A 25160-nucleotide genomic window follows, 5' to 3' on the forward strand; every position below is an offset into this window, starting at 1 on the left:
TCATCCTTAAAAGCGTAAATTCGCATCAAACGTGACGGAGAGATTGCTTTCTCGTTTACCGTCGAAAGGGCGCTTGTCCCAGTTCAGCATCACGCCGCTATCAATGACGTTGTTCCATTGAATGCGCTGCCCGTAACCCAGCAGGGCGATGGCACCAGCGGGCTGATTTTTCTGCCAGTATTCCCCGCCTCCGAGAACGACCTGCTGGCTCCAGAGCGTGTCGTAATGGCGGTACATCTGGTGATTGACGGACAGGGCCGCCGTTACGGAGAGATCCCGCTCCGGGTTGTAATAGAGCGTGTCCCGCAGGGTGTTGGTACTCGCTGATATACCCGGTTCGAGATCCAGCGTCAGGGTGGGTGTCTGCCACAGCCGCTCTTTACCCGTAAGGGCGAACTCCTGGCGGCGGTTATGGTCGGAAAAGTGGCTGGCAGAGGCGTTAAACTGGTACTCACGGCGTTCGTTTTGATACCAGCGGACCCAGCCTTCTCCCCGGTTTGCGCTGACGCCATTACGCAGTGCCCGTAAAGGCGTCGTGCGTGAAAGACGTTCGAGGTTTCCACCCACCTGCCAGCTATCGTTCAGGCTGTACGCCGCCGAGAGGCGAGCACCGGGCTTGTTTGCACCGTGATAATGGTTACCGGAGAGTTCTGCTTCGACCAGAAGGTCGCGAGGCCGCCATTCGATGCCGGCAAACAGGTGGCTGCTGCTGCCTTTGCCTTCGTCGAAATTGCCCTGCGCAAATCGGGTTCCACCAAACAGCCGCCAGTTATCCGCGACGGGCGGACCGTAGATCGTGGCATCCCAGCTCAGATCGTGTGTGCCGCTGACGGGGTTATCAGAGTGCAGTCCTTTGCCCGCGTTCAGACGCAGTTCGGACAGATGATGGACGTTTCTGAGCCTGTCCAGACGTCGGGCGCTCCCGTCGACAGGCGCGCGGGCGATAACGTCATCGGCCAGTAAGTCCATCTGTCGCCACTCCTGCAGATCCATTGCGACGTAGGCCTGCTGCCGTTCCAGCTCGATATTGGATGGCTCCAGCGTCTCGGCCATTTTGAGCTTTTGCTCCGCCGCCCGCGGCAGACCCCGCGCCTGAAGTAAGGTGGCGTAGTCAATCTGTAATCCCTGATTTCCCGGCGCTGACGCAGCCAGACGTTGCGCCAGCTTTTCGGCTTGCGGAAGGGCATTGGTCATCAGCAAATAGTTAAAGGTGAGCGATTGCCCGATGAGCCATTGATCGTTGGGTTGCGGGGTTGGCGAACCGAAATCGTAGCGGGTCCAGGGCGTGTTACGGGTTATCTTCTCAACATACTGGCGAGCGGCCTGATACTGCCCGGTATCCAGCCAGGCGTAGAAAAGCGCATGATCGTCGTCCTGCGGATCCGGCGCATAGTCTGGATAACGTTTGAGAAGCGAGAGGGCGGCATCGGCATTTTTCTCCTCCAGATACGCGGAGATAACCCAGCCAATTGCCCAGGTCGGCACGGGATGCTGAGCCGACGTTAACGCCTGATATTCCCTGATGACCTGTGGATAATCACCGTGGGCGTAAAGCGCGCCAAGCCGATCGACACGGGCCCGGATAACGTCCTCCGCTGCCTGAGGTTCGTTTTGCCAGCGGGACAGCAGCTCGTCATAGCGGTTCAGCGCCGCTTGCGCGAGCTGCAAACGCTCTGTTTCAGTACGGGCAGGCACATCGGCAAGGCGTACCATTTCAGCAGCGGCGTTGAGTGCCAGACGGCGGCGTTGCGCGGGGAGCAGCGTCACCGTTTGTGAAAGCCGCAGGGCAGGCGTGTCGGCCCGGTTGTCTGTTAACGCATCAATCAACTCAGTACGAAGGGCGTCATCCGCTGGCGCACTATTCAACGCACGGATGTCTGCCAAAAGCCGCTCCTGGTTTTTCCCCTGACGTGAATAGACATAAGAGAGCGTCTGGAGGTGAGCCAGAGAGGGCTTTTCCGCCACCCGTTGCCGGGCTTCCTGCAGAGCCAGTGTATCCATGTGGGCGTCGGCGAGGGTTTTGATGTAGCCGATGCGATAATCGTCGTTATCCGGTGCAAGGTTACACGCCTCCTTCCAGAGCATTAACGCAGGTTGCCACGCCTTTTGGTTTCGCCTTGCCTGAGCAGCAGCAGCCACGCCACGGGCAGGAAGAGGCATATAGACCTTATAACGCAGCCAGACCTGAATAACGTCGTCATCACGACCCGCCCAGGACGCCACCTGCAACCAGTCCGCAACCTGCTCAGGCGTCAGGGCATGTTGCTGCTGATAACGCTGAAGATATTGCAGAAAAGGTGCGTAATTACCGTTACGCGCCTGCTGAATCTGTTGTTCATATACTGATTCTGCTGCCTGAACCAGAAAGGGGAAAAGTAATAACAGAAACAATAAAGCGGGAGTGCGGTAAAAGAATAACGTATTGAAGCGAAGTGATCTTTCCATATCTATTTGCCATTTGTTTATCATAAATCCATTGCATAACACGGCCGCCTTTAAGCACGGGGTTAAAGGCCATAAATGAGAACGTTTAATCTGAATGCAGTTACGTTATGGGGTACTTACTTAAAGGTAATTATGGGTCCTTATGGTCAGGGCTAAGTGGCTGGTAATGTACACCCGATATGTTGGCAGATAAATATGTTGAAAAGCAGGGTGGTTGTTTTGAGATAATTCTGTAATGAGCTGTCCTAAGCGATTATTTTGAAATGAGTTTATATTTGTAAGTTTATGATTTTGTTGGTTTTTATTTATATTGTGACAAATTTGTTTATATTTTTAATGTGCCTTATTGGTGTGAATTAAAGTACTTTCCGGTGCATGTTTGGGAAGTTTCATGACAAAAATTCTTAATATCCATAAAAGTGACTTTTCTGAGATTGTTTTTTACTTATAATTAATGGCAGCCATTGAATGATAGTCTATGGGAAGACGTATCAATGAATGTGCGAATTGAGGGTCAATCAAAGCCAGAATACATTTATCGTTAATATAAAAGCGCTATAAAACGAAGGCGGACTTCTTTCCGAAGGGTCGTTCTTGCTTTAATCTAAAAGGGATGGTTAGTGGCAACTTCAATAGTGTTAGTGACACAGGATCGCTACCTTGTCAGGGGGATGAGGATATTTTTTCCGGATATAATCCTGCTGGACTCCATTGACAGAAAGATATTTGATAACGGCGCAGATGAATATTCTGTATTGATTGATAGCCGTGCACCGCTGCGTTTATATGATTACCTGATACGCCATCCGGCCAGAACGAAAAAAACAATCTGCTGCGTTATGCTCGATATGCGGCATCGCGAGGAGAATCTGCTCAGCATGAAGTTGTTCATGAACACGTCGCTCACGGCACCCGATATGGCGTCGTTATTCAACCTGGTGCTCAACATGAAGGGCAAACGTCTGACAACAAAGTGGCTGCTGAACTTACGGCTGAGCACGCATGAAGCCATTATGCTGCGGTTGCTCAGGGCTGGCATGGCGATGGAAGAGGTGGCACAGGAACTGAATACGTCGATTAAAAGCCTCTACCGTAAACGGACCGCGCTCTCAGAACGGCTGGGGGCAGAGAACTTCAACGAGGCTTGTTTGTTTATCTTTAAAAATAAACTGCTGGATTCGGATGGGAACGATCCCTAGCTTTGCTTTACCCCAAAAGCAAAAACCCGCCACGAGGGCGGGTTTTCTGAAGAGTGGTGCCCCGGACTCGGAATCGAACCAAGGACACGGGGATTTTCAAAACTCGTGTCAGCTGTAACTACCGCGAACGAGCATCCAACTGTCCAAAAAAGGCTTCACAGAAAAAGAGCTTTCTCTTACTCTGTACTAAGTTTATCAGTAACACTGATTTAAAAGAAAAAGTAGGCCTCTTATTAATTCAAATTCAAGGATGTCCCATGAACCTAAGCATTCCTTCAAAAGATGATGATCATTATGAACTTAACGAGCTGCTGAGACGCATTGTTGGGGGGAATGCAGTACTCTTTCTTGGATCAGGTTTTTCTGCTGATGCAAGAGGTGTGACCGATGAGGAAATGCCCTTAGCTGGCCCTCTTGCAAATGCTATAGGTGAATTAGGCCATTTTGATGGCGAGAGCGATTTGCGCTATGCAGCAGATCGCTATATAGATGAAAATGATCCTCGTTCCATGGTTGATCTTCTTCGCCAAAAATTTACAGTCAAAACTGTCGGACAGCATCATAGAGACATTGCTAATGTACCGTGGCGATGCATTTATACGACAAATTATGATCTTTGCATTGAACGTGCTGCCTCCGATGTGGGAAAAATAATTACGACTGTTGATGTTTCTGATTCTCCTGCATCTTTCACTGGTATGAGTGATATTTGTGTTCATCTGAATGGCTCCCTTAAAAATTTGAGCACAGAAACCCTAAATAATGATTTTAAACTATCTACTGCATCATACCTTTCACCTGAATCCTTCCTGACATCTTTATGGCATTTTCCATTCCAAAGGGATCTTGAATTCTCAAGTGCAATAGTTTTTGTTGGTTATTCAATGTATGATATCGAGATTCAAAAAATTTTGCATCTGAATGCGCATTATGCTGAAAAAACCTACTTTATAACTAGGAAGTCTACGAACTCTCGCTCGACATATACTTTGTCTAAATATGGTAAAGTTCTTCCCATAGAAACAAAAGGGTTTGGGCTAGCGTTATCTTCTTATATAAAAAATAATCCTATTGGAAAAACAGAGTTCTTTCTAACAAGCTTATGGCGCTACGAGAGTACTCCATATGATAAAGCTATTAGGGATTCAGATGTTGATAGTTTTTTAATGAGGGGGGATATAGCGGATTCTATTATCGACGCATCTCACTCAGAACAAAATGGGTCCCCAATATTGATCAATAGAGTAATGTTGAAATATGCAAAAGAATTATTATATTCTGGTGCAAACATTGCTGTTATAGGTGATTTTGGAAATGGCAAATCTGTTTTCATTCGACAGTTACGATCATTATTGACAGGGCAGTCTTTTGATGTTTACACGGCAGATCACAAAGATATCCATCAACATGATGATCTTGATAAATTAATAAAAAGTGGTGTTAAAGCATTCCTTGTTGTTGACTCGTACGAGCAGAATATGGAACTTGTGCAGCATTTTGCCGAACAAAGTCCACCGAACATTCAACTCATTTTGGGTGCCCGTACTAATAATCATGAACGATGCAGAAAAACTCTTCTTCAGCAGGGACTAAACCTCAGTGAAGTTGCAATAGATGATCTGGAGGAAGAGGATGTCAGAGAATTTATAAATATAGTTAGCAATGCGGGTTATTGGGGGGATAAGGCCGCAATATCCATGGCTGCTAAGCGTAATCTAGTAATTCAAGATTATAGAAGGCATTTATCTTTAAATTTGTTAGGGCTACTTGAATCTCCTCAAATGGTTAATCGCGTTCAAGTATTACTGACTGATTTGATTAAAAATAAGGACAAAAAGGATACAATCTTTGCGATTGCACTCCTCTCAATAATTGACTTCCCATTGACATCAAGCCTAATTTCTGACGTGGCAATGAATGCAGAGATCTATAGTTCTGAATTACGGAGTGATGAAAATTTTAGCCAGTTATTCCATATACATGGCTCTCTTATTACTACGAAATCTAGCCTTTTCGCACTTGCAATGATCACCCATCAGTTCACTTCAGCTTATATAGTTGATCAACTTTTAAAAATTGTGGAGATGTTAGGCGATACTCGTGCTGAAGTACAAGAAAGGAAAGATATACAAAAAAGTTTGCTTCGATTCTCTGTAGTAGAGCGTTTACTACCTGAGAAACAAAAGAAAAACAATCTTGTTCGTTATTATGAACAAGTTAAATTGAAAGTTTCATGGCTTCAACATGACCCACATTTTTGGCTTCAATACGGAATGAGTCAAATTACGTACAAAGAGTATGAAAAAGCTCAAGATTTCTTTAAACAAGCATATGCCCTTGCATCACGGAGAGACGGGTATCACACGATTCAAATTGATACGCAGCAAGCGCGCCTTTATTTACTTCGTTCATTAGAGTCGCAGGATAATGCTCAGACTCAAAAGTACTTCGTCGATGCAAATCAACTAATAAGAAAGTTGCCAAATGATTCACACACATATCGCCAAGTTGAATTATATCGAAATGTGTTTGAGCAAAACTATCCCAATTTTTCAGGTAGTAGCAAAGCTTATTTTGAACAAGCCTGTCGTGCAATATTGCAAGATATAAATAATGTGATTCGTGATCAAGAGAGATCCACTCAGCCTTCCAAAGTCCATGAAAGAGTAAAAAGAATGCTTGAGAAAATTCTAGATGAGGTCAAAACAATGCGAGTGAAATGAAGGTTATCTTGCAGATTGAACAATGTAGTCCTCAATCATTAGCACTCTTGGATGACATCATTTTAATAAAAGGATAGTTACATGGATTTGCAATACTCTATCAGGATTAATTTCGACGAAGAATTGATGGAGAGACCTGAAAGGGTTTTTGAGGCAATGGGGCTTTATGTAAAAGGATTTAATGGACTTTACACTGCTTTTGTCAAGGGGGTCGATCACAATCTTAACATTCAATATGGATTAAGGAAAACTAGAGATGGTTCTTTAATTGCAGACGTTGGCCATATATTAAAGGATAAAACTAAGCATTTAAATATCTTTTCAGTTTGGGATGGTATTTATAGGGGACTAGAAAAAGCTATTGTTGATGTAGGAAAAATAGATTGTGAAGGCGATGTAAAATCATTTGTCGATAATGTCAATGCTCAATTACCAGCTAATGACAGCCGTATTTGTGAATGTGATGCGAATCTTTATGAAGTGGCAAAAAACCTTAAGTTAGTTTTTGAAGGGATGCAAAAATTGTCACCAAATGAAACGACCGAGTTTGGTATAAATGATAAGTTTCATAAAATTAGCTCAAGTTTCAATTTCCCTCGCGCCCCAGATGAGCTTTTTGAGGATAAGATAATACCTTTTCCGTCTCGGGATTTACTCACTATTAAACGACCTGATTATGTCGGTAACGCCCAATGGGATTTTCTAAGTACTAAAAGGAAATCAAAAAAAATCAGTGCTAAAATTTTAGATGAGATATGGATAAATCGTTGGAGAAATCATGAGGTTCAGTTTTGGCCTGGTGATGCACTTCTTGTTAAAATAATCACGAGGCGCTATGTGAGTGGTACTGATGGCGTTGTAAGTTATAAAGATGAAATCATTAATGTTCTGGATGTAATATCTCAGGATAAAATAGAACAGGCACTTTTGGATTTGAAAGATGAATAATCCAAAATACTCTTCCGCTATTACTGATGCTCTATTTATATTACTCCCGTTTTTCGTGTTGTTTTTAATTAAATTTATGCAAAGTGATATTTATGCAATGTTCAGGTTATCTGATTATTCTCTGGCTATTTCAATTATGTATGGGCAGTTATTGGGGAAGACATTGAGTGTACATGAACGAAAGAAAAAAGATGGTAACTTTCAACTCTTTCAGGTGATAGTATTTATTGTGTCTATATTAAGTATTGTTCTTTATGCAGGATTCCAGTTAATAGTTAAAGTCCCTGACTTTGTTTATACCACCCAGTTGATAATTTTTGTTTTAGGCGTTTTCTTTTACATTCCAATTGGAACGTTAGTGAATAAAATTATAGACAAGTGAGTATGTAATTGTCAGGTTATTATTCCCCCTCCCGAAAAATATAAGCATCGCGGTAAAGCGAACCATTCACTTTTAGAGAGCTCCCGACATATTGTGACCTGCCCCCAAGATTAGATACAACCTTCAGCTAGTAATGTCGGTTGTTTTTTCTTCATATTTCCCGTTTCTCCAGTCCGCTGCAAATACAGCCGGAGTCTGGTAGTTCAGCGAAGAATGTGGACGGCATTCGTTATAATCCTGTCGCCAGTCATTAATCGTTTTCCTGGCATGAACAATATCGCTGAACCAGTGCTCGTTCAGGCACTCATCTCTGAATCGTCCGTTAAAACTCTCAATAAATCCGTTCTGAGTCGGCTTGCCTGTCTGGATAAGACGCAATTCCACGCCATGCTCATAGGCCCATTGATCCAGTGCGCGACAGGTGAACTCTGGTCCCTGATCGGTTCTTATCGTAGCCGGATAACCACGAAACAGCGCGATACTGTCCAGAATACGCGTGACCTGCACGCCTGAAATCCCGAATGCGGCGGTAATCGTCAGGCACTCCTTCGTGAAATCATCCACGCAGGTCAGGCACTTGAACCTGCGACCGTTGGTCAATGCGTCCATCACAAAATCCATCGACCAGGTCAGGTTCGGTGCATCTGGGCGCAGAAGCGGAAACCGTTCGGTCGCCAGCCCTTTACGGCGTCGTCTGCGTTTTACGTTCAGTCCATTAAGATGGTAAATGCGGTGTACCCGCTTATGATTGACGTTAAGACCCTCCCGACGCAGTAGCTGCCAGATGCGCCGATAACCAAAACGTCGGCGTTCAAACGCCAGCTCAGTGATACGCCCTGATAAATGCGCATCAGAAGATGGAGGCTGAGCATCATAACGGCAAGTCGACAGAGACAAACCTGTAAGCCTGCAGGCACGACGTTGCGACAGACCGGTCGCATCACACATCACCACCACGGCTTCCCGCTTCTGGCCTGTCGTCAGTACTTTCGCCCAAGAGCCACCTGAAGCGCCTCCTTATCTAGCATAGCTTCGGCAAGTAACTTCTTGAGTCGGGCGTTCTCCTCTTCAAGCGACTTAAGTCGCTTTACCTCAGGAACTTCCATGCCACCAAACTTCTTGCGCCAGGTGTAGAAAGTAGCGTCTGAAATAGCGTGCTTACGGCAGAGTTCCCGGGCAGAAACCCCGGCTTCAGCCTCACGGAGAATACTGATGATCTGTTCGTCGGAAAAACGCTTCTTCATAGGGATGCCCTCACGTTGCTGATGAAGACATTACTAACATCACGGTGTATTAATCAACGGGGAGCAGATCAGAGCCTCTTTAGGAAAATATCCTTTTGATAATAATTTCTCTAATAAAGTCATTTTTGTATTTCTCAATTCAATGTCATTATGGTTCTAATCGCAGTGGACTAGCTATATTGTCGATACATCAAAATGCTAATAATGTTGTACCTTATATAATGCCGCCAGAATCAGTTTATTAATCGCCTTTCGCCCACATTCTCAGTGCAGCATTCCCCAGCAACTCGCTTCGGGCGAGAATTTGCTCCTCATCCCATTTATCCATAGCGATCAGTGGCACGTTCAAGCGCAGGCTGGTATGGGTAATAAGACCATCCCGTTTCTTAAGGAACGCAGAGTGTTGGGCCGAACGATTCACGCTGAGGTTGAGCAAGGTTAGATTTCCCAGCGTTGCGATAGCTTGTTGCCGTTTCCAGACAAGTTGCTGCTCGTGTGTAAGCTCAGCGCCGGCCAGAACTATCTGATTCACTGACGTAGCGTCTAAATTTGTCACGGTATACCCATTTTCGAGAGGCCAATGGGAGTACCAGTTTTGAGGCATGAGGTGATCAATATCGAGACTGGAAAGGTTTGGAACAACTGGCTCCTCAGTTTTCACCGAGCGACGAAGTTCCCCCTCAAGCTCGGTTAGCATTGAGCGCATCTTCTGCGCATCAAGCCTGCCAGGGTAAAGTCGTGCAGAGGTGCAAGCATTGAGGAATTCTGAGTCAGTCGGCCAACGGGAGGCCTCACCATTCAAGCTATTAAGGGTGCTGCGTAACTCAATACTGGAAATGCCGGTTTTAGCTAAGTGACGCACGACATTCATAAAGACGTTGTTATAGTTCTTGGGCGTCAGGCCACACACCGCTCTTCGTACCACATACGAGACAAGATCGTTGTACATGGTTGTCTTTTCAGCATCAGAAATGTCAGCAACTGAAATGAGCAATGCAAGAGGATAAATCGTGGTCACGTCATAGGCTGAGATACGTCGACCAAGGCACGCGATAGGAGTTGTGCCCAAACCACCGATCAGTTCTTTGTATTGAAGAGCATATCTATTGAGGAGTTCAACCTGCTGATCGGCTCGGTGTGAAGGCGAGCCCTTAGTTACATAGTCCCGATATTCATTGTAAAGGCGAGAAAGGTCTACTTCACGTTGCTTTTCTGCTTGCAGTGTTGCGTGAATTAGCCACTCTAGGCGAGGTTTGTTTATACGACCACGGCGTTGTTTTTCAGTCCAGTACGAGTCTTCAAAGGGTTTCCAGTTATTTTCATACAACGTAGCGGCATTGATGCCATCATGTTCAGCGCGCATAAAAATATAGTTGCGAATGAGGTCCGTCGCATGAAGTTCAGCGCCCCGGCCATTTAACGTTTCAAAAATGATTTGAGCGTCGTCTTCTGCCTCAAGAGATATGCTGACCAGTTTCAGGTCTGCCATGACAGCTTCAATCAACGCCTCTGCATTTTGTTGTAAGGAGTGACCCTCCGAGCTAATCCACTTGATAAAGTTGCCACTAAAGAACCACAGCGCCTCCAGTGACGGAGGATGGCTGAAATGCTTACGCAGTGTGCCATGCAATGTAAAGCTATCAGAGAAAACCTTACGGAGGTCATCGAAATTATCAACGTTAAGACTTTTAATAAAGTGAGCTTGATCGCGAAATGTTGGCCACAGCTTGAAGCGTTCGACCTCTTTATTTCGCATTGTTGCTTCGTTTGTGTTTTGCAAGCAAGGCAGCACTAGCATCTCTAAATCGGAAAGGCCAGTTGCACGCAAGGCCAGTCGGATGGATGCCAGAATATATTGGAGCGTAGTCAGTCGTTGCTGACCATCGATAATGTGCAGAGTGTCCACGCCCATCAAGCCGTTCTTGAGTTGTGGCTCCAGCACTACCGCGCCAAGAAAATGGGGAGTCGGTTTTGTACCCGAGAGGCGGATCTGAGCTTTTTCGGTGATATCCTCCAGCAAAGCAGACCACTGATTTCGTTGAGTCCATACATAGGCTCGCTGATAGAAAGGAACGCAATATTGTCGGCGATCCTGGAATATTTGCTGGACAGTTAGCGTCTCGGATTTCATGGGTTACCTTTATGCGGCATAAAACAACAGTGAGAGATTCAGGAGCGTCAGAAACGGTTTCAGCTAACCGCCATCCTTCGGTCATAGTTTGTGAGTCCACTGGTTCAATGGATTAAATTACACATATTCGATTTTACCTATAATCAACTGATTTTATTAACTTCATTTGGATAATACAAACGAATAGTACTGCCAGTACTGTACAGGTCGTGTGGTTCCTGTTGAGGTATATCAAGGATATAAAAAGATACTGGTTCTTTCGGGGGGGCAGTCTAGTGGCCTAGTAAAATTGTCTATCTAAATAGTGGTGTAAAATGCCCTCTTATGGCTGCGAGTTCACAGCATCACTTACTGGAGACGGGAGAAAGTTGGTTGAAGGAGGGCTGGTAACCGATTGTATTGAGGACCGTGAACAAGGTCGGGAATCCTTCCCAGGGTTGTGAGGGGTTGAGCAAGCCTACCGGCGCAGTAGAGTTTTGCACACATCAAAAGTGAAGTGATGCTGCTTACCTTCTCCTGACCGGACAAAGACCGGATTCTGTCTTGCTGTGATGAATCCACCAGATAGGCATACAAGTTGGAAATAGTGTTTATTGACCGTTTGAAGTCGAACAGACAACGACACTGTGACCGGAAGGGCAGGGAGTCGCTAAAGGGAAATGCTCGAGTGGGGCACAAGGGGTAAAGCAGCGGGCATCTGTGACTAGAACACCCAGAAATCTACCGGAACCCTGAAAAGCAAAAACCCGCCTTGTGAGCGGGTTCTTTAAATAGTGGTGCCCGGACTCGGAATCGAACCAAGGACACGGGGATTTTCAATCCCCTGCTCTACCGACTGAGCTATCCGGGCAACGGGGCGCATTAAACCTGATATGCCCTCTGCCGTCAACGAAATTTGTTGTTTTCGTAACGGACTGCACACTCTCTCACCAGTTCGCCGTAAACTTAAGCAAAAAAGTGCGTCCAGAGCGCGGATAGCGGCATTGCAATCAACAACGCGGGCAGCATATTCACCACCGCAAACATCTTTATTCCGCATATCCGCAGCCCTGTCGCCAGCAGCAGCAGGCCACCGACGGCGGTGAAGTCGGCCATCATCGCCGGCGTGGTGAGAGGAAGGATCAGTGTGGCGCAGGTAGCGAGGGCCAGCTGGATAAGCAGCATGGGCACGCAAATCGCGGCGACGGCGATGCCGAGGGTCGTGGCGAAAATGGTGGCCGTGAAGAAATCAAGAAACGCCTTCGCAATCAATATGCTGGGGTCGCCAGTCATGCCTTCCTGCATTGAACCGAAAATGCCTGTGCCGCTGGCGCAAAAAAGAATAATTATCGCGACGTAGTTCTGAATAAACGACTCGTGAGTGCCGTTTTTCGCCTTGCCCGGGTGGGCAATCAGGTTTTTGGCTTTGCTGACCGCATTGTTAATACCCTTTTCCAGATAGCAGAACTCGCCAATGAGCGCGCCGAGCAGGGTAGCAAGCACCATCACCGGCAGGTTGGCGCACTTAATCACCAGCAAAATGCCGATACCTAACGAGGCCAGGCCGAATATTGAGGGCATGGAAGAGCGAATACGCTCCGGCAACCGCTGACTTAATACGGCGCCAAGTACGCCGCCCAGCAATACGGCACCGGCATTGATAAAGGGTCCGATAACCACCGTGAACTCCTGTTAGTTAATCATGGGTATTGCAGGATTATGACACGCCAGGGGCCTGTTAAGCTTAGGTTTAGGCGGGTTAACACATACTGATTGCTTCTTGCACCTCAAAATAAAAGGTGACATGATTGCGCGAAATTTCTCCTTCCTGTGTACGGAGCCGCCAATGATGATGTTGTCTGTCGCTGCGCGAACGCTCACCCGTATCGATATTATCTACTCCTGTCTCACCGTTCGGTGAGGGTAACTGCACTTATGAAAACCATGAAAATCGCCGTCAGCCGCGAGCTGGTCTCTACTGTGTCTACGCACCGCGAAAAGGTGACGCTGGATAACACTGATTTTACGGATGTGGCGGCAGTCGTCATTACCCCCACGGAAAGTTGCAGCGGCATTCTGGCATTGCTTAAACGCACGGGCTTTCAGCTTCCGGTGTTTATTTACTCGCAAGAGCCGTCTGACGTTCCTGATGGCGCAACGGCAGTGATATCAGGTAAAGCTCAGGAGTTTCTGGAACTGGAGACGGCGGCCAGCCGGTATGAAGAGAATCTGTTGCCGCCATTTTTTGACACCCTGAGCCAGTACGTGGCGATGGGCAACAGTACTTTTGCCTGTCCGGGACACCAGCACGGTGCATTTTTTAAAAAACACCCTGCGGGACGGCAGTTCTATGAATTCTTCGGTGAGAACGTATTTCGCGCCGATATGTGCAATGCCGATGTGAAACTGGGCGATCTGCTGATCCACGAAGGCTCCGCCAAGCATGCCCAGAAGTTCGCAGCAAAAGTCTTTAATGCTGATAAAACCTACTTTGTGCTGAACGGCACTTCCGCTGCAAATAAGGTGGTCACCAATGCGCTGCTGACCCGCGGCGACCTGGTGCTGTTCGATCGCAACAACCATAAGTCCAACCACCACGGTGCGCTGATCCAGGCGGGTGCTACGCCGGTTTATCTCGAAGCAGCGCGTAACCCGTTTGGTTTTATTGGCGGGATTGACGCGCAGTGTTTTGACGACGCGTACCTGCGAAATCAGATCCGTGAAGTTGCGCCGGAAAAGGCCATGGAGAAACGCCCGTTTCGTCTGGCGATCATTCAGCTTGGCACCTACGATGGCACGATCTACAACGCCCGTCAGGTGATCGAGAAGATCGGCCATCTTTGTGACTACATCCTGTTTGATTCGGCCTGGGTGGGCTACGAGCAGTTTATTCCGATGATGGCGGAAACCTCTCCGCTGTTACTGGATCTGAACGAGAACGATCCGGGCATTTTCGTGACGCAGTCGGTGCATAAACAGCAGGCCGGGTTCTCGCAGACTTCGCAGATCCATAAAAAGGATAATCACATTCGCGGCCAGGCGCGTTTCTGTCCGCACAAGCGCCTCAACAATGCGTTCATGCTCCATGCCTCGACCAGTCCGTTCTATCCGCTGTTCGCAGCTCTCGATGTGAACGCGAAAATCCATGAAGGGGAGAGCGGGCGCCGGCTTTGGGCGGAGTGTGTTGAGCTGGGTATTGAGGCCCGCAAGGCGATCATTGCCAACTGCCATATGATCAAACCGTTTATTCCGCCGATGGTGGCCGGGCGTCCGTGGCAGGATCATCCCACTCACGCCATCGCCAGCGAGCGCCGCTTCTTCAGCTTTGAGCCGGGGGCTAAATGGCACGGGTTTGAAGGCTATGCCAGCGAGCAGTATTTCGTCGATCCGTGCAAGCTGCTGCTGACCACGCCGGGTATTGATGCGGAAACCGGGGAATATACCGAGTTCGGCATTCCGGCGACCATTCTTGCGCACTACCTGCGTGAAAACGGCATTGTGCCGGAGAAATGCGATCTCAACTCGATCCTCTTCCTGCTGACGCCTGCCGAAAGCAGTGAGAAGCTGGCGCAGCTGGTGGCGATGCTGGGTCAGTTTGAACAGCATATTGAAGACGATACGCCGCTTGCTGACGTCCTGCCGACCATCTACCAGAAATACCCGGTACGGTATCGCGATTACACCCTTCGCCAGCTCTGCCAGGAGATGCACGATCTCTACGTGAGCTTTGACGTTAAAGATCTGCAGAAGGCAATGTTCCGTAAAGAGAGTCTGCCAGAACGGGCGATGAATCCGCAGGATGCGAATCAGGCGTATATTCGCGGGAAGGTGGAGCTGGTGCGCATCCGTGATGCCGGCGGACGCATTGCCGCCGAGGGCGCGCTGCCGTATCCCCCTGGCGTACTGTGCGTGGTACCGGGTGAAATCTGGGGTGGGGCGGTACAGCGTTACTTCCTGGCGCTGGAGGAGGGAATCAACCTGCTGCCTGGCTTCTCGCCGGAACTGCAGGGCGTTTACAGCGAAAAGGATCCCGACGGGATTAAACGACTGTACGGGTATGTTTTGTCATAGTCGCCGTCATCCGTAATCCCGGCCCTCTCCCCAAAAGAGAGGGTCAGGGCTCACACCGCACTTCTTTTATACATCCTGCGTGGATGCCCAATCTTCCCGTACAACATCTCTACGCTCAGAAACCCCGCCTCCACGCAGTGCTCCAGATAGCGTCGGGTGGTGGTTTTACTTAATCCTGTCTCCTGCACGACCTCGTCGACGGAAAAACAGTGTGTCGCCTTGTCGTTAAACAACGCCTGCACCCGTGCCAGCGTATTCTCCTCAATGCCTTTGCTGCCGTTATCCAGACGGTAGTTTTTCGCCTGCAGCTGGTAGAGCGAGTCGACGTTCTGCTGGTCGACAATCTTCCAGACCCGCTGTTGTTCGGCAAACTGCACAAAGCGTTCAAGCGACTGGCTGAGGCGTTTCCAGGAGACCGGCTTCAGGATGTAATCAAAGGCGCCATTCCGGATGGCCTGGCTGCAGGTGTCCATGTCGCTGGCAGCAGTAATGAAAATCACCGAACAGTTGGCGCGGGTGAGCATGGGGTCATTGATCAGTGTGATCCCTTTACCGTCCGGCAGATAGTTATCCAGCAGCATAAGCTGCGGCTGTTTGCTTTCAAGCTGGACCTGGGCGGCAGCGAGAGACGAGGCGATCCCTACCAGCCTCAGGCGCGGATGTTTACCGATAAGTTCCGCGTGCAGTTGCGCCAGTTCGTTCTCGTCTTCAACAATCAATACGTCGATAAGTTCATGTTGCATAGTCGGTATCTTCCAGTTGCTGGGCGGGACGCCGGGCGGGAATAAACAGTGAGAAAATGGCGCCGCGCGGGGTGTTATCGGCAATTTCTATCGCGCCGCCAGCCTGCGTAACAAAGCTTTCGATCAGATACAGGCCAATCCCGTGATCGCCGCGTGTTTTGGTGGTGATGCCGCGTTCAAATATCCTGTCACGGATCTCCGGTTTGATGCCAACGCCCTGGTCGGCCACTTCGATAATCAGCTCCTGCTCGCTCAGTTTGATCAGCACTTCGACCGGTGCATGGGGAAGCGGTGAGCGCTGCGTTGCTTCGATGGCGTTATCCAGCAGGTTGCCGATGATTGAGATCAGCTCTTCTTCAGCCAGCGACGGGAACGGCCTGTCCAGCCGGCAGGCCGGGTCAAAACTGAGCTCGACTCCTTTCTCCCGCGCGCGGGCGGCTTTACCCAGCAGCAGGCCACACAGGGTCGGGGAGCTGAAGCGGGAAGAGATAAAGTCCAGCAGCTCCTGAGCGTGTTCCGACTGCGCCTGAATATAGCCAATCGCCTCTTCATAGCGGCCCATGTGCAGCAGGCCGGACAGAGTGGTCATGCGGTTCAACTGCTCATGACGCATGATGCGCAGGTTATCGACATAGCGTTTAACCTGGCTGAGCTGGGCGCTAAGCGAGTCAATTTCATTCCGATCGCGGAAGGTGATCACCCAGCCCTGCAGCGAATCCTCAAGCATGATGCGCACCCGGCTGGCAATCACCGTGAGGGTGTTAAAACGGCAAATTTCATCATGGGTATCTTTCGCCAGCATCGTCTGCGTCGAGAAGAACGGGACAGGGTCGATAACCTGGCTAATCAGCTGCCCGCGCAATTCACGGGCTGGCTGGCTCAGGCCAAGCAACTTGCGCGCCGCCTGGTTGATCACCTCAATGCGCAGCTCATCATCGATGGCGATCACCCCTTCATAGATAGACTCCATCATCGCCTTTTGCTGGCGCACCAGCAGGCCGATTTCTCGTGGCTCCAGGGAGAAGATCTGCTTCTTAATACTGCGGGTAAAGAACCAGGAGAAGATAAAGAGCGCAATCAACAGCAGCACGGCGGCCAGCAGGATATTGACCACTTTGCTGACGGTAATGGTATCAAGGTAGCTGGTGAGATAACCCACCGAGACAATCCCCACCACTTGCCCCGCATCGTTGAAGATGGGCGCTTTGCTGCGCAGCGAAATACCCAACCCCCCTTTGCGGATGGTGGTGGTGCTTTTTCCCAGCAGGACCTCCTCATTGTCTCCACCGATAAGCGTCTTGCCCACTCTGTCGGCAAAGACCGAATGAAAAAGATGCAGACCTTTATTATCTCCAATCACAATAAAGCTGGCGTCACTGTGAGCGGCAATTTTCTGCATAAAATCATGGATGGCTTTGATATCTTTTTGTTCAACCTCATCACGTAATGAGGGAATAAGTGCGATCTCTTCCGCCTGTATTTTGGCACGTGCGCTCATTTCCTGATAAAGCTGCTTGCCGACATCGACGTAATAATATCCGCCCAGTAACGCAAAAAGTACTGAGAAAAAGGCGACCAGCGAAATAAACAGCTTAATCTGAAACGATACTTTCATAACTATCACGCGAGGTAGCAGCAAAGATTGCCAATATATCATCTTTTTTCGCGCGGATACCCGGTTTGCCGAAAACTTGTGATCCCTTGCACAGCAGGCCCTGTAAAAGAATTTTCCGAATAGCCTATGCGCCTGAAGCCGTCTGGAGAAATGTTATTTGATTGTTCGTTTTAGAAAAGAAACCATAAAAACCACGGCAATAAATAAGGCGTAAATCACATTAAATAAAAGAAACCATTAAAACCATAGCTGCCATAAAAACTTCGCTTTTAATATGCCATCCCTCACATAAAGTAAGCCTTTGTGACTCTAAGCTGAACGCACAAAATAACTAAGGGGCTTATTATGAGCACAACTGACGATTCTTTCTCTGTTACCCACGACCCGATTGATATTCAGCGACCATCACTCAAAGAGCGCTGGTGGCATATTATGGATACGTGGAAAATCGGAATTATCCCTCTGCCACTGTTTGTCCTGGCCGGCGCGCTGATTGCCATTGATTGCCTCGGCGGCATACTGCCCAGCGATATCGTGGTGATGGTCGCCACGCTCGCGTTCTTCGGCTTTGCCTGCGGTGAGTTTGGCAAGCGCCTGCCGATTGTCGGTAAACTCGGCGCGGCGGCGATTTGCGCCACCTTTATTCCTTCGGCACTGGTCTATTACGGTCTGCTGCCGGATGTGGTGGTGGAGTCCACCACGAAGTTCTACAAATCCACCAACATTCTGTATCTCTACATCTGCTGCATCATTGTCGGCAGCATCATGAGCATGAACCGCACCGTGCTGATTCAGGGCTTCCTGCGCATCTTCTTCCCGATGCTGTGCGGCGAAATTGTCGGCATGATTGTTGGCATGGGCGTAGGGATAGCGCTGGGCCTTGAGCCATTCCAGATCTTCTTCTTTATCATTCTGCCGATCATGGCGGGCGGTGTTGGGGAAGGGGCGATCCCGCTCTCCATCGGCTATGCCACCCTGCTGCATATGGACCAGGGCGTGGCGCTCGGTCGCGTTCTGCCTATGGTTATGCTCGGCGGCCTGACGGCAATCATCATCTCCGGCTGCCTCAATCAGCTCGGTAAACGTTACCCGCACCTGACCGGCGAAGGCCAGCTGATGCCTAACCGTGCGAATACCGATGAAACCACCGCACAGCCTGCGTTCTCCGGTAAAGCAGACGTCACCACGATCGCTTCTGGCGCACTGCTGGCCGTTCTGCTCTACATGCTGGGGATGCTCGGCCACAAGCTGATTGGCCTGCCTGCGCCGGTTGGCATGCTGTTTATGGCGGTGCTGGTCAAGCTTTGCAATGGTGCTTCTCCGCGTCTGCTGGAAGGCTCTCAGGTGGTGTATAAATTCTTCCAGACGTCAGTAACCTACCCCATTCTCTTCGCCGTGGGCGTGGCCATTACCCCCTGGCATGAGCTGGTCGCCGCATTCACGCTGACCAACCTGCTGGTGATTGTCAGCACCGTCTCCGCGCTGGTGGCGACCGGTTTCTTCGTGGGCAAAAAGATTGGCATGCACCCGATTGATGTCGCCATCGTCTCCTGCTGCCAGAGCGGCCAGGGCGGTACCGGTGACGTGGCGATTCTGACTGCAGGCAACCGTATGAGCCTGATGCCCTTCGCCCAGATTGCTACCCGTATTGGCGGCGCGATTAACGTCTCCATCTCTCTGCTGATACTGGGCAACTTCCTCGTTTAAGTTTTCAGGAAAGAACAATGAAACTCGCAAGCTTTTTATACCAGGGAACACGCAGCTACGGCATCGTTCAGGCCGAAGGTGTGATTGATTTAGGTCGCCGTCTCGGCGACCGCTACAGCGACCTCAAAGCGCTGCTGCAGGGCAACGGGCTGGCCGAGGCCACCCGTTATCTCAACGACGCCGTGGATGTCCCTCTGAATGCCATCACCTTCTTACCGGTGATTGAGCAGCCGGAAAAAATCCTCTGCGTGGGCATGAACTACGCCGACAAACGCAAAGAGTTTGACCAGCACAACCCGGCGCCGACGCTGTTTGTCCGCTTCCCGGATTCACAGACCGGCCATAACGAACCGGTGCTGAAGCCGCGCCATTCCAGTGAATTCGACTACGAAGGAGAGCTGGCGGTCATTATCGGCAAAGCCGGAGAGAACATCAGCCGTGATGAGGCGCTGCGCCATGTGGCGGGTTACAGCTGCTATATGGACGGCTCCGCCCGCGACTGGCAGCACACCTGGTTTACGGCAGGCAAGAACTGGCGTCAGACCGGAGCGTTTGGCCCGTGGATGGCGACGGCTGATGAGATCCCGGACCCGCACCAGCTGGCGATCCGCACCTGGCTTAACGGCCGTATGGTGCAGGAAGACAACACCAGCAGCATGATCCACAAGGTCGCGGAGCTTATCGAATACATCAGCACCTTTACCCGCCTCAGCCCGGGCGATGTGATCATCACCGGCTCCCCTGGCGGCGTGGGCAAAAAGCGCAACCCGCCGCTGTTCATGAAAGAGGGCGATCGCATTGAGGTTGAGATCGAGCATATCGGTCATCTGAGCAATGTGATCATGGAAGCGCCCGCCACCGGGCTTGCGGCAGCACACTGAGTAGAACGGCATGAACAGTCAACCCACTATTGATTTTCGCCACACCCTTGTGGCGAAACACCCGGAACGCTTAAGCCAGATCCGTTACCTGCTGGCAGACAGCGGCCTTGGCCTGGACAACGACATCACGCTGTTTGTCGAAGCCTGGTCCGGCACGCAGCTGGTGGGTTGTGCCGGGCTTGCCGCTAACGTCATCAAGTGCGTGGCGGTAAACGAGCAGCTTCGTGGGGAGAACCTCAGCGCACGGTTACTGGCAGAGGTGGAAAATGCGGCGCTGGAGCGCGGCCATTTTCACCTCTTCCTCTGCACCCGTCCGTGCAACAAGGAGCGCTTTGGCCGCAGCGGCTTCTGGCCGATTGCCCAGAGCGGGAACAACGCGGTGCTGATGGAGAACACCCCGCAGGGGATCCAGCGCTACTGCCGCGCGCTCAAGTGTCAGCGCAAGGCCGGGAAGAAGATTGGCGCGATCGTGATGAATGCGAATCCGTTTACCCTCGGCCACCGGCATCTGGTCGAGCAGGCCGCGGGGCAGTGCGATGCGCTGCATCTGTTTGTGGTGCGCGAGGATGCCTCGTTCTTCCCGTTCAGCGCCCGGCTAGAGATGGTACGGGCGGGCGTGGCGCATCTGCCGAACGTGATTGTGCATGAAGGATCGCAGTACATCATCTCCCGCGCCACGTTCCCGGCCTACTTCCTGAAAGAGACCGGCAAAGTACAGCAGGCGTGGAGCGAAATCGATGTGCTGATCTTCCGGGACTTCATCGCCCCGGCGCTGGGTATTACGCATCGCTTTATCGGTTCGGAGCCGTTTTGCGATATCACCCGTCAGTACAACCAGACCCTGCACGACCTGCTGGCCTCACAGATTGACGTGGTGGAAATGCCGCGCATCAAGGTCACCGGCAACGCTATTTCCGCGTCGGAAGTCCGCCGCTTGCTTAAGACACAGCAGTTTTCCCGGATCCGGGAGATTGTCCCGGACTCCACCTTCGCGCACCTCGAAACGCATTACCGTGCGAGTGCGGAAGTCGCATAACTATCAGGAATTTATCATGAAAATTGTAAGGGAGGCGCTGGCCGGTACACAGGAGTCCAGCGACCTGATGGTAAAAATTGCCCCCGCTCAGGGTGAGCTGGAAATTATCATCCACAGTGAAGTGATTAAGCAGTTTGGCGAACATATTCGCCAGGTCGTTAACGACACATTGCGCGCCATGAACGTGCACCAGGGATTAATTATTGTTGAAGACAAAGGGGCGCTGGACTGTGTGATCCGCGCCCGCCTGCAAAGCGCGCTCCTGCGCGCAGCCGATGAGCCAACACTTAACTGGGGGGCGCTGAAATGAGCAAACTCCGCCGCAGTATGCTGTTCCTGCCGGGCGCAAACGCCGCCATGCTCTCTACGGCATTTATCTACCGCCCGGACTCCATCATGTTTGACCTTGAAGACGCCGTCGCCCTGCGCGAGAAGGATACCGCGCGCATGCTGGTGTTTCATGCCCTGCAGCACCCGATGTATCAGGATATCGAAACCGTGGTGCGCATTAACCCGCTGAGCACGCCGTTTGGCTTGCTGGATCTGGAAGCCGCCGTGCGGGCAGGGGTGGACGTGATTCGATTGCCGAAAACCGACACCCCAGAGGATATCGATGAGCTGGAAGGGCATCTGGCGCGTATTGAGCGTGAATGCGGGCGCGAGCCGGGCTCGACCCGCGTCATGGCGGCTATTGAGTCGGCGATTGGGGTGATTAACGCCGTGGCCATTGCCCGCAGTTCTCCGCGCTTAATCGGGATCGCGCTGGCCGCCTTTGATTATGTGATGGACATGCAGACGGAACGCGGGGATGGCACTGAGCTGTTTTATGCCCGCTGTGCCGTGCTGCACGCCGCCCGCGCCGCGGGTATCGACGCTTTCGACGTGGTGTGGTCGGACGTTAACGATGAAGCCGGCTTCCTGCGTGAGGTCGATTTGATCCGCAAGATGGGCTTTAACGGTAAATCGCTGATTAACCCACGTCAGATTGACCTGTTACATAACGCCTATGCCCCAACCCAGCAGGAAGTGGATCACGCGAAACGGGTGATTGAAGCGGCAGAAGAGGGGGAGCGTAACGGCCTGGGCGTCGTGTCGCTCAACGGCAAAATGGTCGATGCCCCTATTATTAACCACGCGCAGATGGTGCTGGAACGCGCGGCGGCCTCCGGCGTGCGTCGTTAAGGATTACACAATGAATCAGACAGAACTTCTCCATGTGAATTTCCCCCATCTGCGGGACTTAAAACCGTTTGATACCGCCCACAGCGCAACGCCATGGCTGAACAGCCCTGACGAAAAACACACCCGTAAGCTCTGTGCTTCGGTCGAAGAGGCGGTGTTACGCAGCGGGTTACAGGACGGGATGACCGTCTCCTTCCACCACGCGTTTCGCGAAGGCGACCGGGTGATCAATACCGTCGTGGCGCTGCTTGCGCGTATGGGCTTTAAAAACCTGACGCTGGCTTCCAGCTCGCTGATGACCTGTAACGACGCGCTGATCGAACACATCGAAAGCGGCGTTATCACCCGGATTTATACCTCCGGTATGCGGGGCAAGCTGGCAGACGCTATCTCACACGGGTTGATGGCCGAGCCGGTACAAATTCACTCCCACGGCGGGCGCGTGAAGCTGTTGCAGGACGGTGAGCTGAATATCGACGTGGCGTTTCTTGGCGTGCCGTGCAGCGATGAATTTGGCAACGCCAACGGCACGCGCGGGAAATCGTGCTGCGGCTCGCTTGGCTATGCAATGGTGGACGCGCATTTCGCCCGCAAGGTGGTGCTGCTGACCGAAGAACTGGTGCCGTTCCCGAATATGCCCGCCAGCCTGGTGCAGGATCAGGTGGATTACATTGTGCAGGTGGAGAGCGTGGGTGACCCGGCGAAAATCAGCGTCGGTGCAGCTCGCGTGACCAGTAATCCGCGTGAGCTGATGATTGCCCGCTACGCGGCGGATGTGATTGAACATTCAGGCTATTTCAAACCCGGTTTTTCCATGCAGACCGGCTCCGGTGCGGCGGCTACCGCCTGTACCCGCTTTATGGAGGAGAAAATGGAGCGCAGCGGCGTGAAGGCGCGCTTCGCGCTCGGGGGCATTACCGGCAGCCTGGTGGATCTGCACGAGAAAGGCCTGATCGAAAAGCTGCTCGATACCCAGTGTTTCGACGGCGAGGCTGCGGCCTCGCTGGCACGAAATCCGAATCATGTGGAGATCTCCACCAACGTTTATGCCAACCCCGGCAGCAAGGCAGCAAGCTGCGACCAGCTTGATGTGGTGATCCTCAGCGCCCTGGAAATTGACGTCGATTTTAACGTCAATGTTATTACCGGCTCTGACGGCGTAATGCGTGGGGCATCCGGCGGACATTGTGATGTGGCCGCGGCGGCGAACCTGACCATCGTGGTCGCCCCCCTGCTGCGTAGCCGTATTCCAACCGTCGTGAAGCGGGTGACCACCCGGCTGACGCCCGGGGAGAGCATCGACGTGCTGGTTACCGATCACGGCATCGCGGTTAACCCGGCACGCCCGGAAATCCGCGAACGACTGCTTGCCGCAGGTCTCAACGTTGTCGATATCAACGCGCTTTTCGAGCGGGCGATATCACTGACCGGCGTACCAAAACCCATTGAGTTTACCGACAAAATCGTTGGTGTGATCCGCTACCGCGACGGCAGCGTCATCGACACCGTTCGACAGGTGAAGGAGTAATGATGACTGTAGCGACACCCGTGCGGGCGGGTGTCAGCCTGGAGGAGCTGCTGGCGGCGAAAGAGCGCCGTGCAGCACGCCAGACTGACTGGCTCACGCACTATCAACAACCGGTGATTTCTCTCACGCTCGTCACCCCCGGGGAGATCAAAGACAGCCTGCGCTATCGCAATACGATGGGCGTGGCATTGCAGATGTGCGACCAGCTGCTGTGGGAAAACCGCTGGCAGGTGCTGGACCGCCAGGTGCTGTGGCTGCCCACCGGGCCAGAAGCAATCTGGTGCGTGGCGCATCCGGCGGCGGAAATCAAAGCGCACTGTACGGATCTGGAGCAGACTCACCCGCTCGGCAGGCTGTGGGATTTGGATGTGATCTGCCCGGCACAGGGGCATGTGGGGCGCCAGTCTTTAGGGGCACACCTCCGGCGCTGTCTGGTATGTGATGAGCCTGCCCACGCCTGTTCCCGTTCGCGTAAGCATCCTGTAGAGCAGGTGGTGGCTCGCGTGGAGAAGATGATCGATGACTGGTTTGCTCGCGACTAACCCGCAGCCATGCGATGTGCCAGGGCTCGCCGAAGAGGCGTTATGGCAGGAGCTGGCGTTGACGCCCAAGCCGGGTCTGGTCGATAAGCTCAACAACGGTGCACACCGCGATATGGACCATGCGCTGTTTGCCCGCAGTATTGCGGCTATCACCCCGTGGTTTGCGCGCTTTGCAGAGCTGGGTCATACCCATGCGGATAAACCCGCGGCGGAACAAATACGGATCATTCGCCCGATGGGCATTGCCTGTGAACAGGCAATGTACGCTGCAACGTGCGGGGTGAACACGCATAAAGGCGGCATTTTTGCCCTTGGTTTGCTGTGCTTTGCCGCCGGACGTGTGAAACACGCCACGGCTGAGAGCCTCTGTAGTGAGGTGAGTCACCTCTGTCGCGGGCTGGTGGCGCGTGAGCTGGCAGCGCGCAGTGGACAGTCGACGGCAGGGGAGCGGCAGTTTCAGCGGTATGGGTTAACCGGCGCGCGGGGCGAAGCGGAAAGCGGTTTTGCCACGGTGCGTGCAGCGCTGGCGCAATGGAACGGGCACGCGCTGCATGACCTGCTGCTGCGCCTGATGGCGATGAATCAGGACAGTAATCTGGTGTCGCGCGGCGGTATGGAAGGGCTGCGTTATGTGCAGGGTTATGCGCGGGCATTACTGACGCGTGGCTGGGATCGTGATGCGTTAATACAGATGGACAATGCGCTCATTGAACGGAATTTAAGCCCGGGGGGCAGTGCGGATTTATTGTCGGTAGGATGGGTGCTGGCGAAATTACCCCTCTCCTGAAAGGAGAGGGGATAATC

General features: G+C 51.4%; 19 protein-coding genes and 1 tRNA gene. 13 read left to right on the forward strand and 7 right to left on the reverse strand.

The annotated features are described in order from the left end of the window. Positions 1-6: 6 nt before the first annotated feature. Positions 7-2445, reverse strand: a complete 2439-nt coding sequence (pgaA, locus tag QE396_RS20715; protein WP_309952324.1) for a poly-beta-1,6 N-acetyl-D-glucosamine export porin PgaA — start codon at positions 2443-2445, stop codon at positions 7-9. Positions 2446-3116: 671 nt separating this feature from the next. On the opposite strand from pgaA, the gene QE396_RS20720 reads away from it, so the two are divergent. From QE396_RS20720 to QE396_RS20735, 4 genes are all read left to right on the forward strand, one after another. After that, positions 3117-3644, forward strand: a complete 528-nt coding sequence (locus QE396_RS20720) for a LuxR C-terminal-related transcriptional regulator (RefSeq protein ID WP_044857798.1) — start codon at positions 3117-3119, stop codon at positions 3642-3644. A 257-nt stretch (positions 3645-3901) separates the two neighbouring features. Continuing rightward, a complete protein-coding gene (locus QE396_RS20725; RefSeq protein WP_047366603.1) occupies positions 3902-6367 on the forward strand; it encodes an SIR2 family protein in 2466 nt (821 codons plus the stop codon). An 81-nt stretch (positions 6368-6448) separates the two neighbouring features. Then, entirely contained in the window at positions 6449-7315 is an 867-nt protein-coding gene (locus QE396_RS20730; protein ID WP_007945884.1) for a hypothetical protein, read from the forward strand. After that, complete coding sequence (locus tag QE396_RS20735) at positions 7308-7697, forward strand: hypothetical protein (RefSeq protein ID WP_020883675.1); 390 nt, start codon at positions 7308-7310, stop codon at positions 7695-7697. Before QE396_RS20730 ends, QE396_RS20735 begins: the two co-directional genes overlap by 8 nt. A 123-nt stretch (positions 7698-7820) precedes the next feature. Here QE396_RS20735 and QE396_RS20740 read toward each other — a convergent pair. The 4 genes from QE396_RS20740 to QE396_RS20755 all read right to left on the reverse strand — a co-directional run bounded on the left by QE396_RS20740 (position 7821) and on the right by QE396_RS20755 (position 12731). Beyond that, positions 7821-8941 (reverse strand): IS3 family transposase gene (locus QE396_RS20740; RefSeq protein WP_127353198.1). Its coding sequence is split into 2 segments (ribosomal slippage): positions 7821-8683 and positions 8683-8941, totalling 1122 coding nucleotides; the frame shifts between segments, so codons are not numbered across the junction. A 241-nt stretch (positions 8942-9182) separates the two neighbouring features. Continuing rightward, positions 9183-11072 carry a DUF262 domain-containing protein gene (locus QE396_RS20745; protein WP_020883678.1) on the reverse strand — a complete coding sequence of 630 codons (1890 nt, stop codon included), beginning with the start codon at positions 11070-11072 and terminating at the stop codon, positions 9183-9185. A 774-nt stretch (positions 11073-11846) separates the two neighbouring features. Continuing rightward, positions 11847-11922 (reverse strand) — tRNA-Phe (locus tag QE396_RS20750). Positions 11923-12017: 95 nt separating this feature from the next. After that, a complete protein-coding gene (locus tag QE396_RS20755) occupies positions 12018-12731 on the reverse strand; it encodes a DUF554 domain-containing protein (protein ID WP_025203244.1) in 714 nt (237 codons plus the stop codon). A gap of 255 nt (positions 12732-12986) precedes the next feature. Between QE396_RS20755 and QE396_RS20760 the strand changes: the two genes are divergently transcribed. Further along, complete coding sequence (locus QE396_RS20760) at positions 12987-15122, forward strand: ornithine decarboxylase (protein WP_309952329.1); 2136 nt, start codon at positions 12987-12989, stop codon at positions 15120-15122. 50 nt (positions 15123-15172) lie between these two features. On the opposite strand, the gene QE396_RS20765 is transcribed toward QE396_RS20760, so the two are convergent. Together QE396_RS20765 and QE396_RS20770 are read right to left on the reverse strand one after the other, a co-directional pair. After that, positions 15173-15865: a response regulator gene (locus QE396_RS20765; protein WP_014171591.1), complete on the reverse strand. Its 693-nt coding sequence runs from the start codon at positions 15863-15865 to the stop codon at positions 15173-15175. Further along, positions 15855-17480 (reverse strand): sensor histidine kinase, encoded by a 1626-nt coding sequence (locus QE396_RS20770; protein WP_073396400.1) that lies wholly within the window; start codon positions 17478-17480, stop codon positions 15855-15857. The genes QE396_RS20765 and QE396_RS20770 overlap by 11 nt, the downstream gene beginning before the upstream one ends. Before the next feature lie 345 nt (positions 17481-17825). Here QE396_RS20770 and QE396_RS20775 point away from each other — a divergent pair, with 345 nt between their 5' ends. The 8 genes from QE396_RS20775 to citG are packed head-to-tail and all read left to right on the forward strand — an operon-like array spanning position 17826 to position 25143. Then, the gene (locus tag QE396_RS20775) at positions 17826-19187 is read left to right on the forward strand and encodes a 2-hydroxycarboxylate transporter family protein (RefSeq protein WP_309952332.1); all 1362 of its coding nucleotides are present in this window, start codon (positions 17826-17828) and stop codon (positions 19185-19187) included. Between the two features lie 17 nt (positions 19188-19204). Beyond that, positions 19205-20068 (forward strand): fumarylacetoacetate hydrolase family protein, encoded by an 864-nt coding sequence (locus QE396_RS20780; RefSeq protein WP_014171588.1) that lies wholly within the window; start codon positions 19205-19207, stop codon positions 20066-20068. A gap of 10 nt (positions 20069-20078) precedes the next feature. After that, a complete protein-coding gene (citC, locus tag QE396_RS20785; RefSeq protein ID WP_014171587.1) occupies positions 20079-21104 on the forward strand; it encodes a [citrate (pro-3S)-lyase] ligase in 1026 nt (341 codons plus the stop codon). Positions 21105-21120: 16 nt separating this feature from the next. Further along, a complete protein-coding gene (gene citD / locus QE396_RS20790; protein ID WP_020883681.1) occupies positions 21121-21414 on the forward strand; it encodes a citrate lyase acyl carrier protein in 294 nt (97 codons plus the stop codon). Beyond that, entirely contained in the window at positions 21411-22286 is an 876-nt protein-coding gene (gene citE, locus QE396_RS20795; RefSeq protein WP_014171585.1) for a citrate (pro-3S)-lyase subunit beta, read from the forward strand. Before citD ends, citE begins: the two co-directional genes overlap by 4 nt. A gap of 10 nt (positions 22287-22296) precedes the next feature. Then, complete coding sequence (citF, locus tag QE396_RS20800) at positions 22297-23814, forward strand: citrate lyase subunit alpha (protein WP_262105210.1); 1518 nt, start codon at positions 22297-22299, stop codon at positions 23812-23814. 2 nt (positions 23815-23816) lie between these two features. Continuing rightward, on the forward strand, positions 23817-24356 hold the full coding sequence (gene citX, locus QE396_RS20805) for a citrate lyase holo-[acyl-carrier protein] synthase (RefSeq protein WP_032680312.1): 540 nt from the start codon (positions 23817-23819) through the stop codon (positions 24354-24356). Next, positions 24334-25143 (forward strand): triphosphoribosyl-dephospho-CoA synthase CitG, encoded by an 810-nt coding sequence (gene citG / locus QE396_RS20810; RefSeq protein WP_309952340.1) that lies wholly within the window; start codon positions 24334-24336, stop codon positions 25141-25143. Before citX ends, citG begins: the two co-directional genes overlap by 23 nt. The last annotated feature ends 17 nt before the right edge of the window (positions 25144-25160 follow it).

This window comes from Enterobacter sp. SORGH_AS_0287, from assembly GCF_031453695.1.
GTDB classification, from domain to species: Bacteria; Pseudomonadota; Gammaproteobacteria; order Enterobacterales; family Enterobacteriaceae; genus Enterobacter; species Enterobacter ludwigii.

Excerpts from the sequence above, each read along its gene's own strand:
- citD (WP_020883681.1), top strand. The coding sequence starts at position 21,121 with ATGAAAATTGTAAGGGAGGCGCTGGCCGGTACACAGGAGTCCAGCGAC.
- QE396_RS20770 (WP_073396400.1), bottom strand. The coding sequence starts at position 17,480 with ATGAAAGTATCGTTTCAGATTAAGCTGTTTATTTCGCTGGTCGCCTTT.
- citC (WP_014171587.1), top strand. The coding sequence starts at position 20,079 with ATGAACAGTCAACCCACTATTGATTTTCGCCACACCCTTGTGGCGAAA.
- citE (WP_014171585.1), top strand. The coding sequence starts at position 21,411 with ATGAGCAAACTCCGCCGCAGTATGCTGTTCCTGCCGGGCGCAAACGCC.
- citX (WP_032680312.1), top strand. The coding sequence starts at position 23,817 with ATGACTGTAGCGACACCCGTGCGGGCGGGTGTCAGCCTGGAGGAGCTG.
- QE396_RS20730 (WP_007945884.1), top strand. The coding sequence starts at position 6,449 with ATGGATTTGCAATACTCTATCAGGATTAATTTCGACGAAGAATTGATG.
- QE396_RS20720 (WP_044857798.1), top strand. The coding sequence starts at position 3,117 with ATGAGGATATTTTTTCCGGATATAATCCTGCTGGACTCCATTGACAGA.
- QE396_RS20745 (WP_020883678.1), bottom strand. The coding sequence starts at position 11,072 with ATGAAATCCGAGACGCTAACTGTCCAGCAAATATTCCAGGATCGCCGA.
- QE396_RS20735 (WP_020883675.1), top strand. The coding sequence starts at position 7,308 with ATGAATAATCCAAAATACTCTTCCGCTATTACTGATGCTCTATTTATA.
- pgaA (WP_309952324.1), bottom strand. The coding sequence starts at position 2,445 with ATGGAAAGATCACTTCGCTTCAATACGTTATTCTTTTACCGCACTCCC.
- QE396_RS20765 (WP_014171591.1), bottom strand. The coding sequence starts at position 15,865 with ATGCAACATGAACTTATCGACGTATTGATTGTTGAAGACGAGAACGAA.
- QE396_RS20760 (WP_309952329.1), top strand. The coding sequence starts at position 12,987 with ATGAAAACCATGAAAATCGCCGTCAGCCGCGAGCTGGTCTCTACTGTG.
- citF (WP_262105210.1), top strand. The coding sequence starts at position 22,297 with ATGAATCAGACAGAACTTCTCCATGTGAATTTCCCCCATCTGCGGGAC.
- citG (WP_309952340.1), top strand. The coding sequence starts at position 24,334 with ATGACTGGTTTGCTCGCGACTAACCCGCAGCCATGCGATGTGCCAGGG.
- QE396_RS20780 (WP_014171588.1), top strand. The coding sequence starts at position 19,205 with ATGAAACTCGCAAGCTTTTTATACCAGGGAACACGCAGCTACGGCATC.
- QE396_RS20725 (WP_047366603.1), top strand. The coding sequence starts at position 3,902 with ATGAACCTAAGCATTCCTTCAAAAGATGATGATCATTATGAACTTAAC.
- QE396_RS20775 (WP_309952332.1), top strand. The coding sequence starts at position 17,826 with ATGAGCACAACTGACGATTCTTTCTCTGTTACCCACGACCCGATTGAT.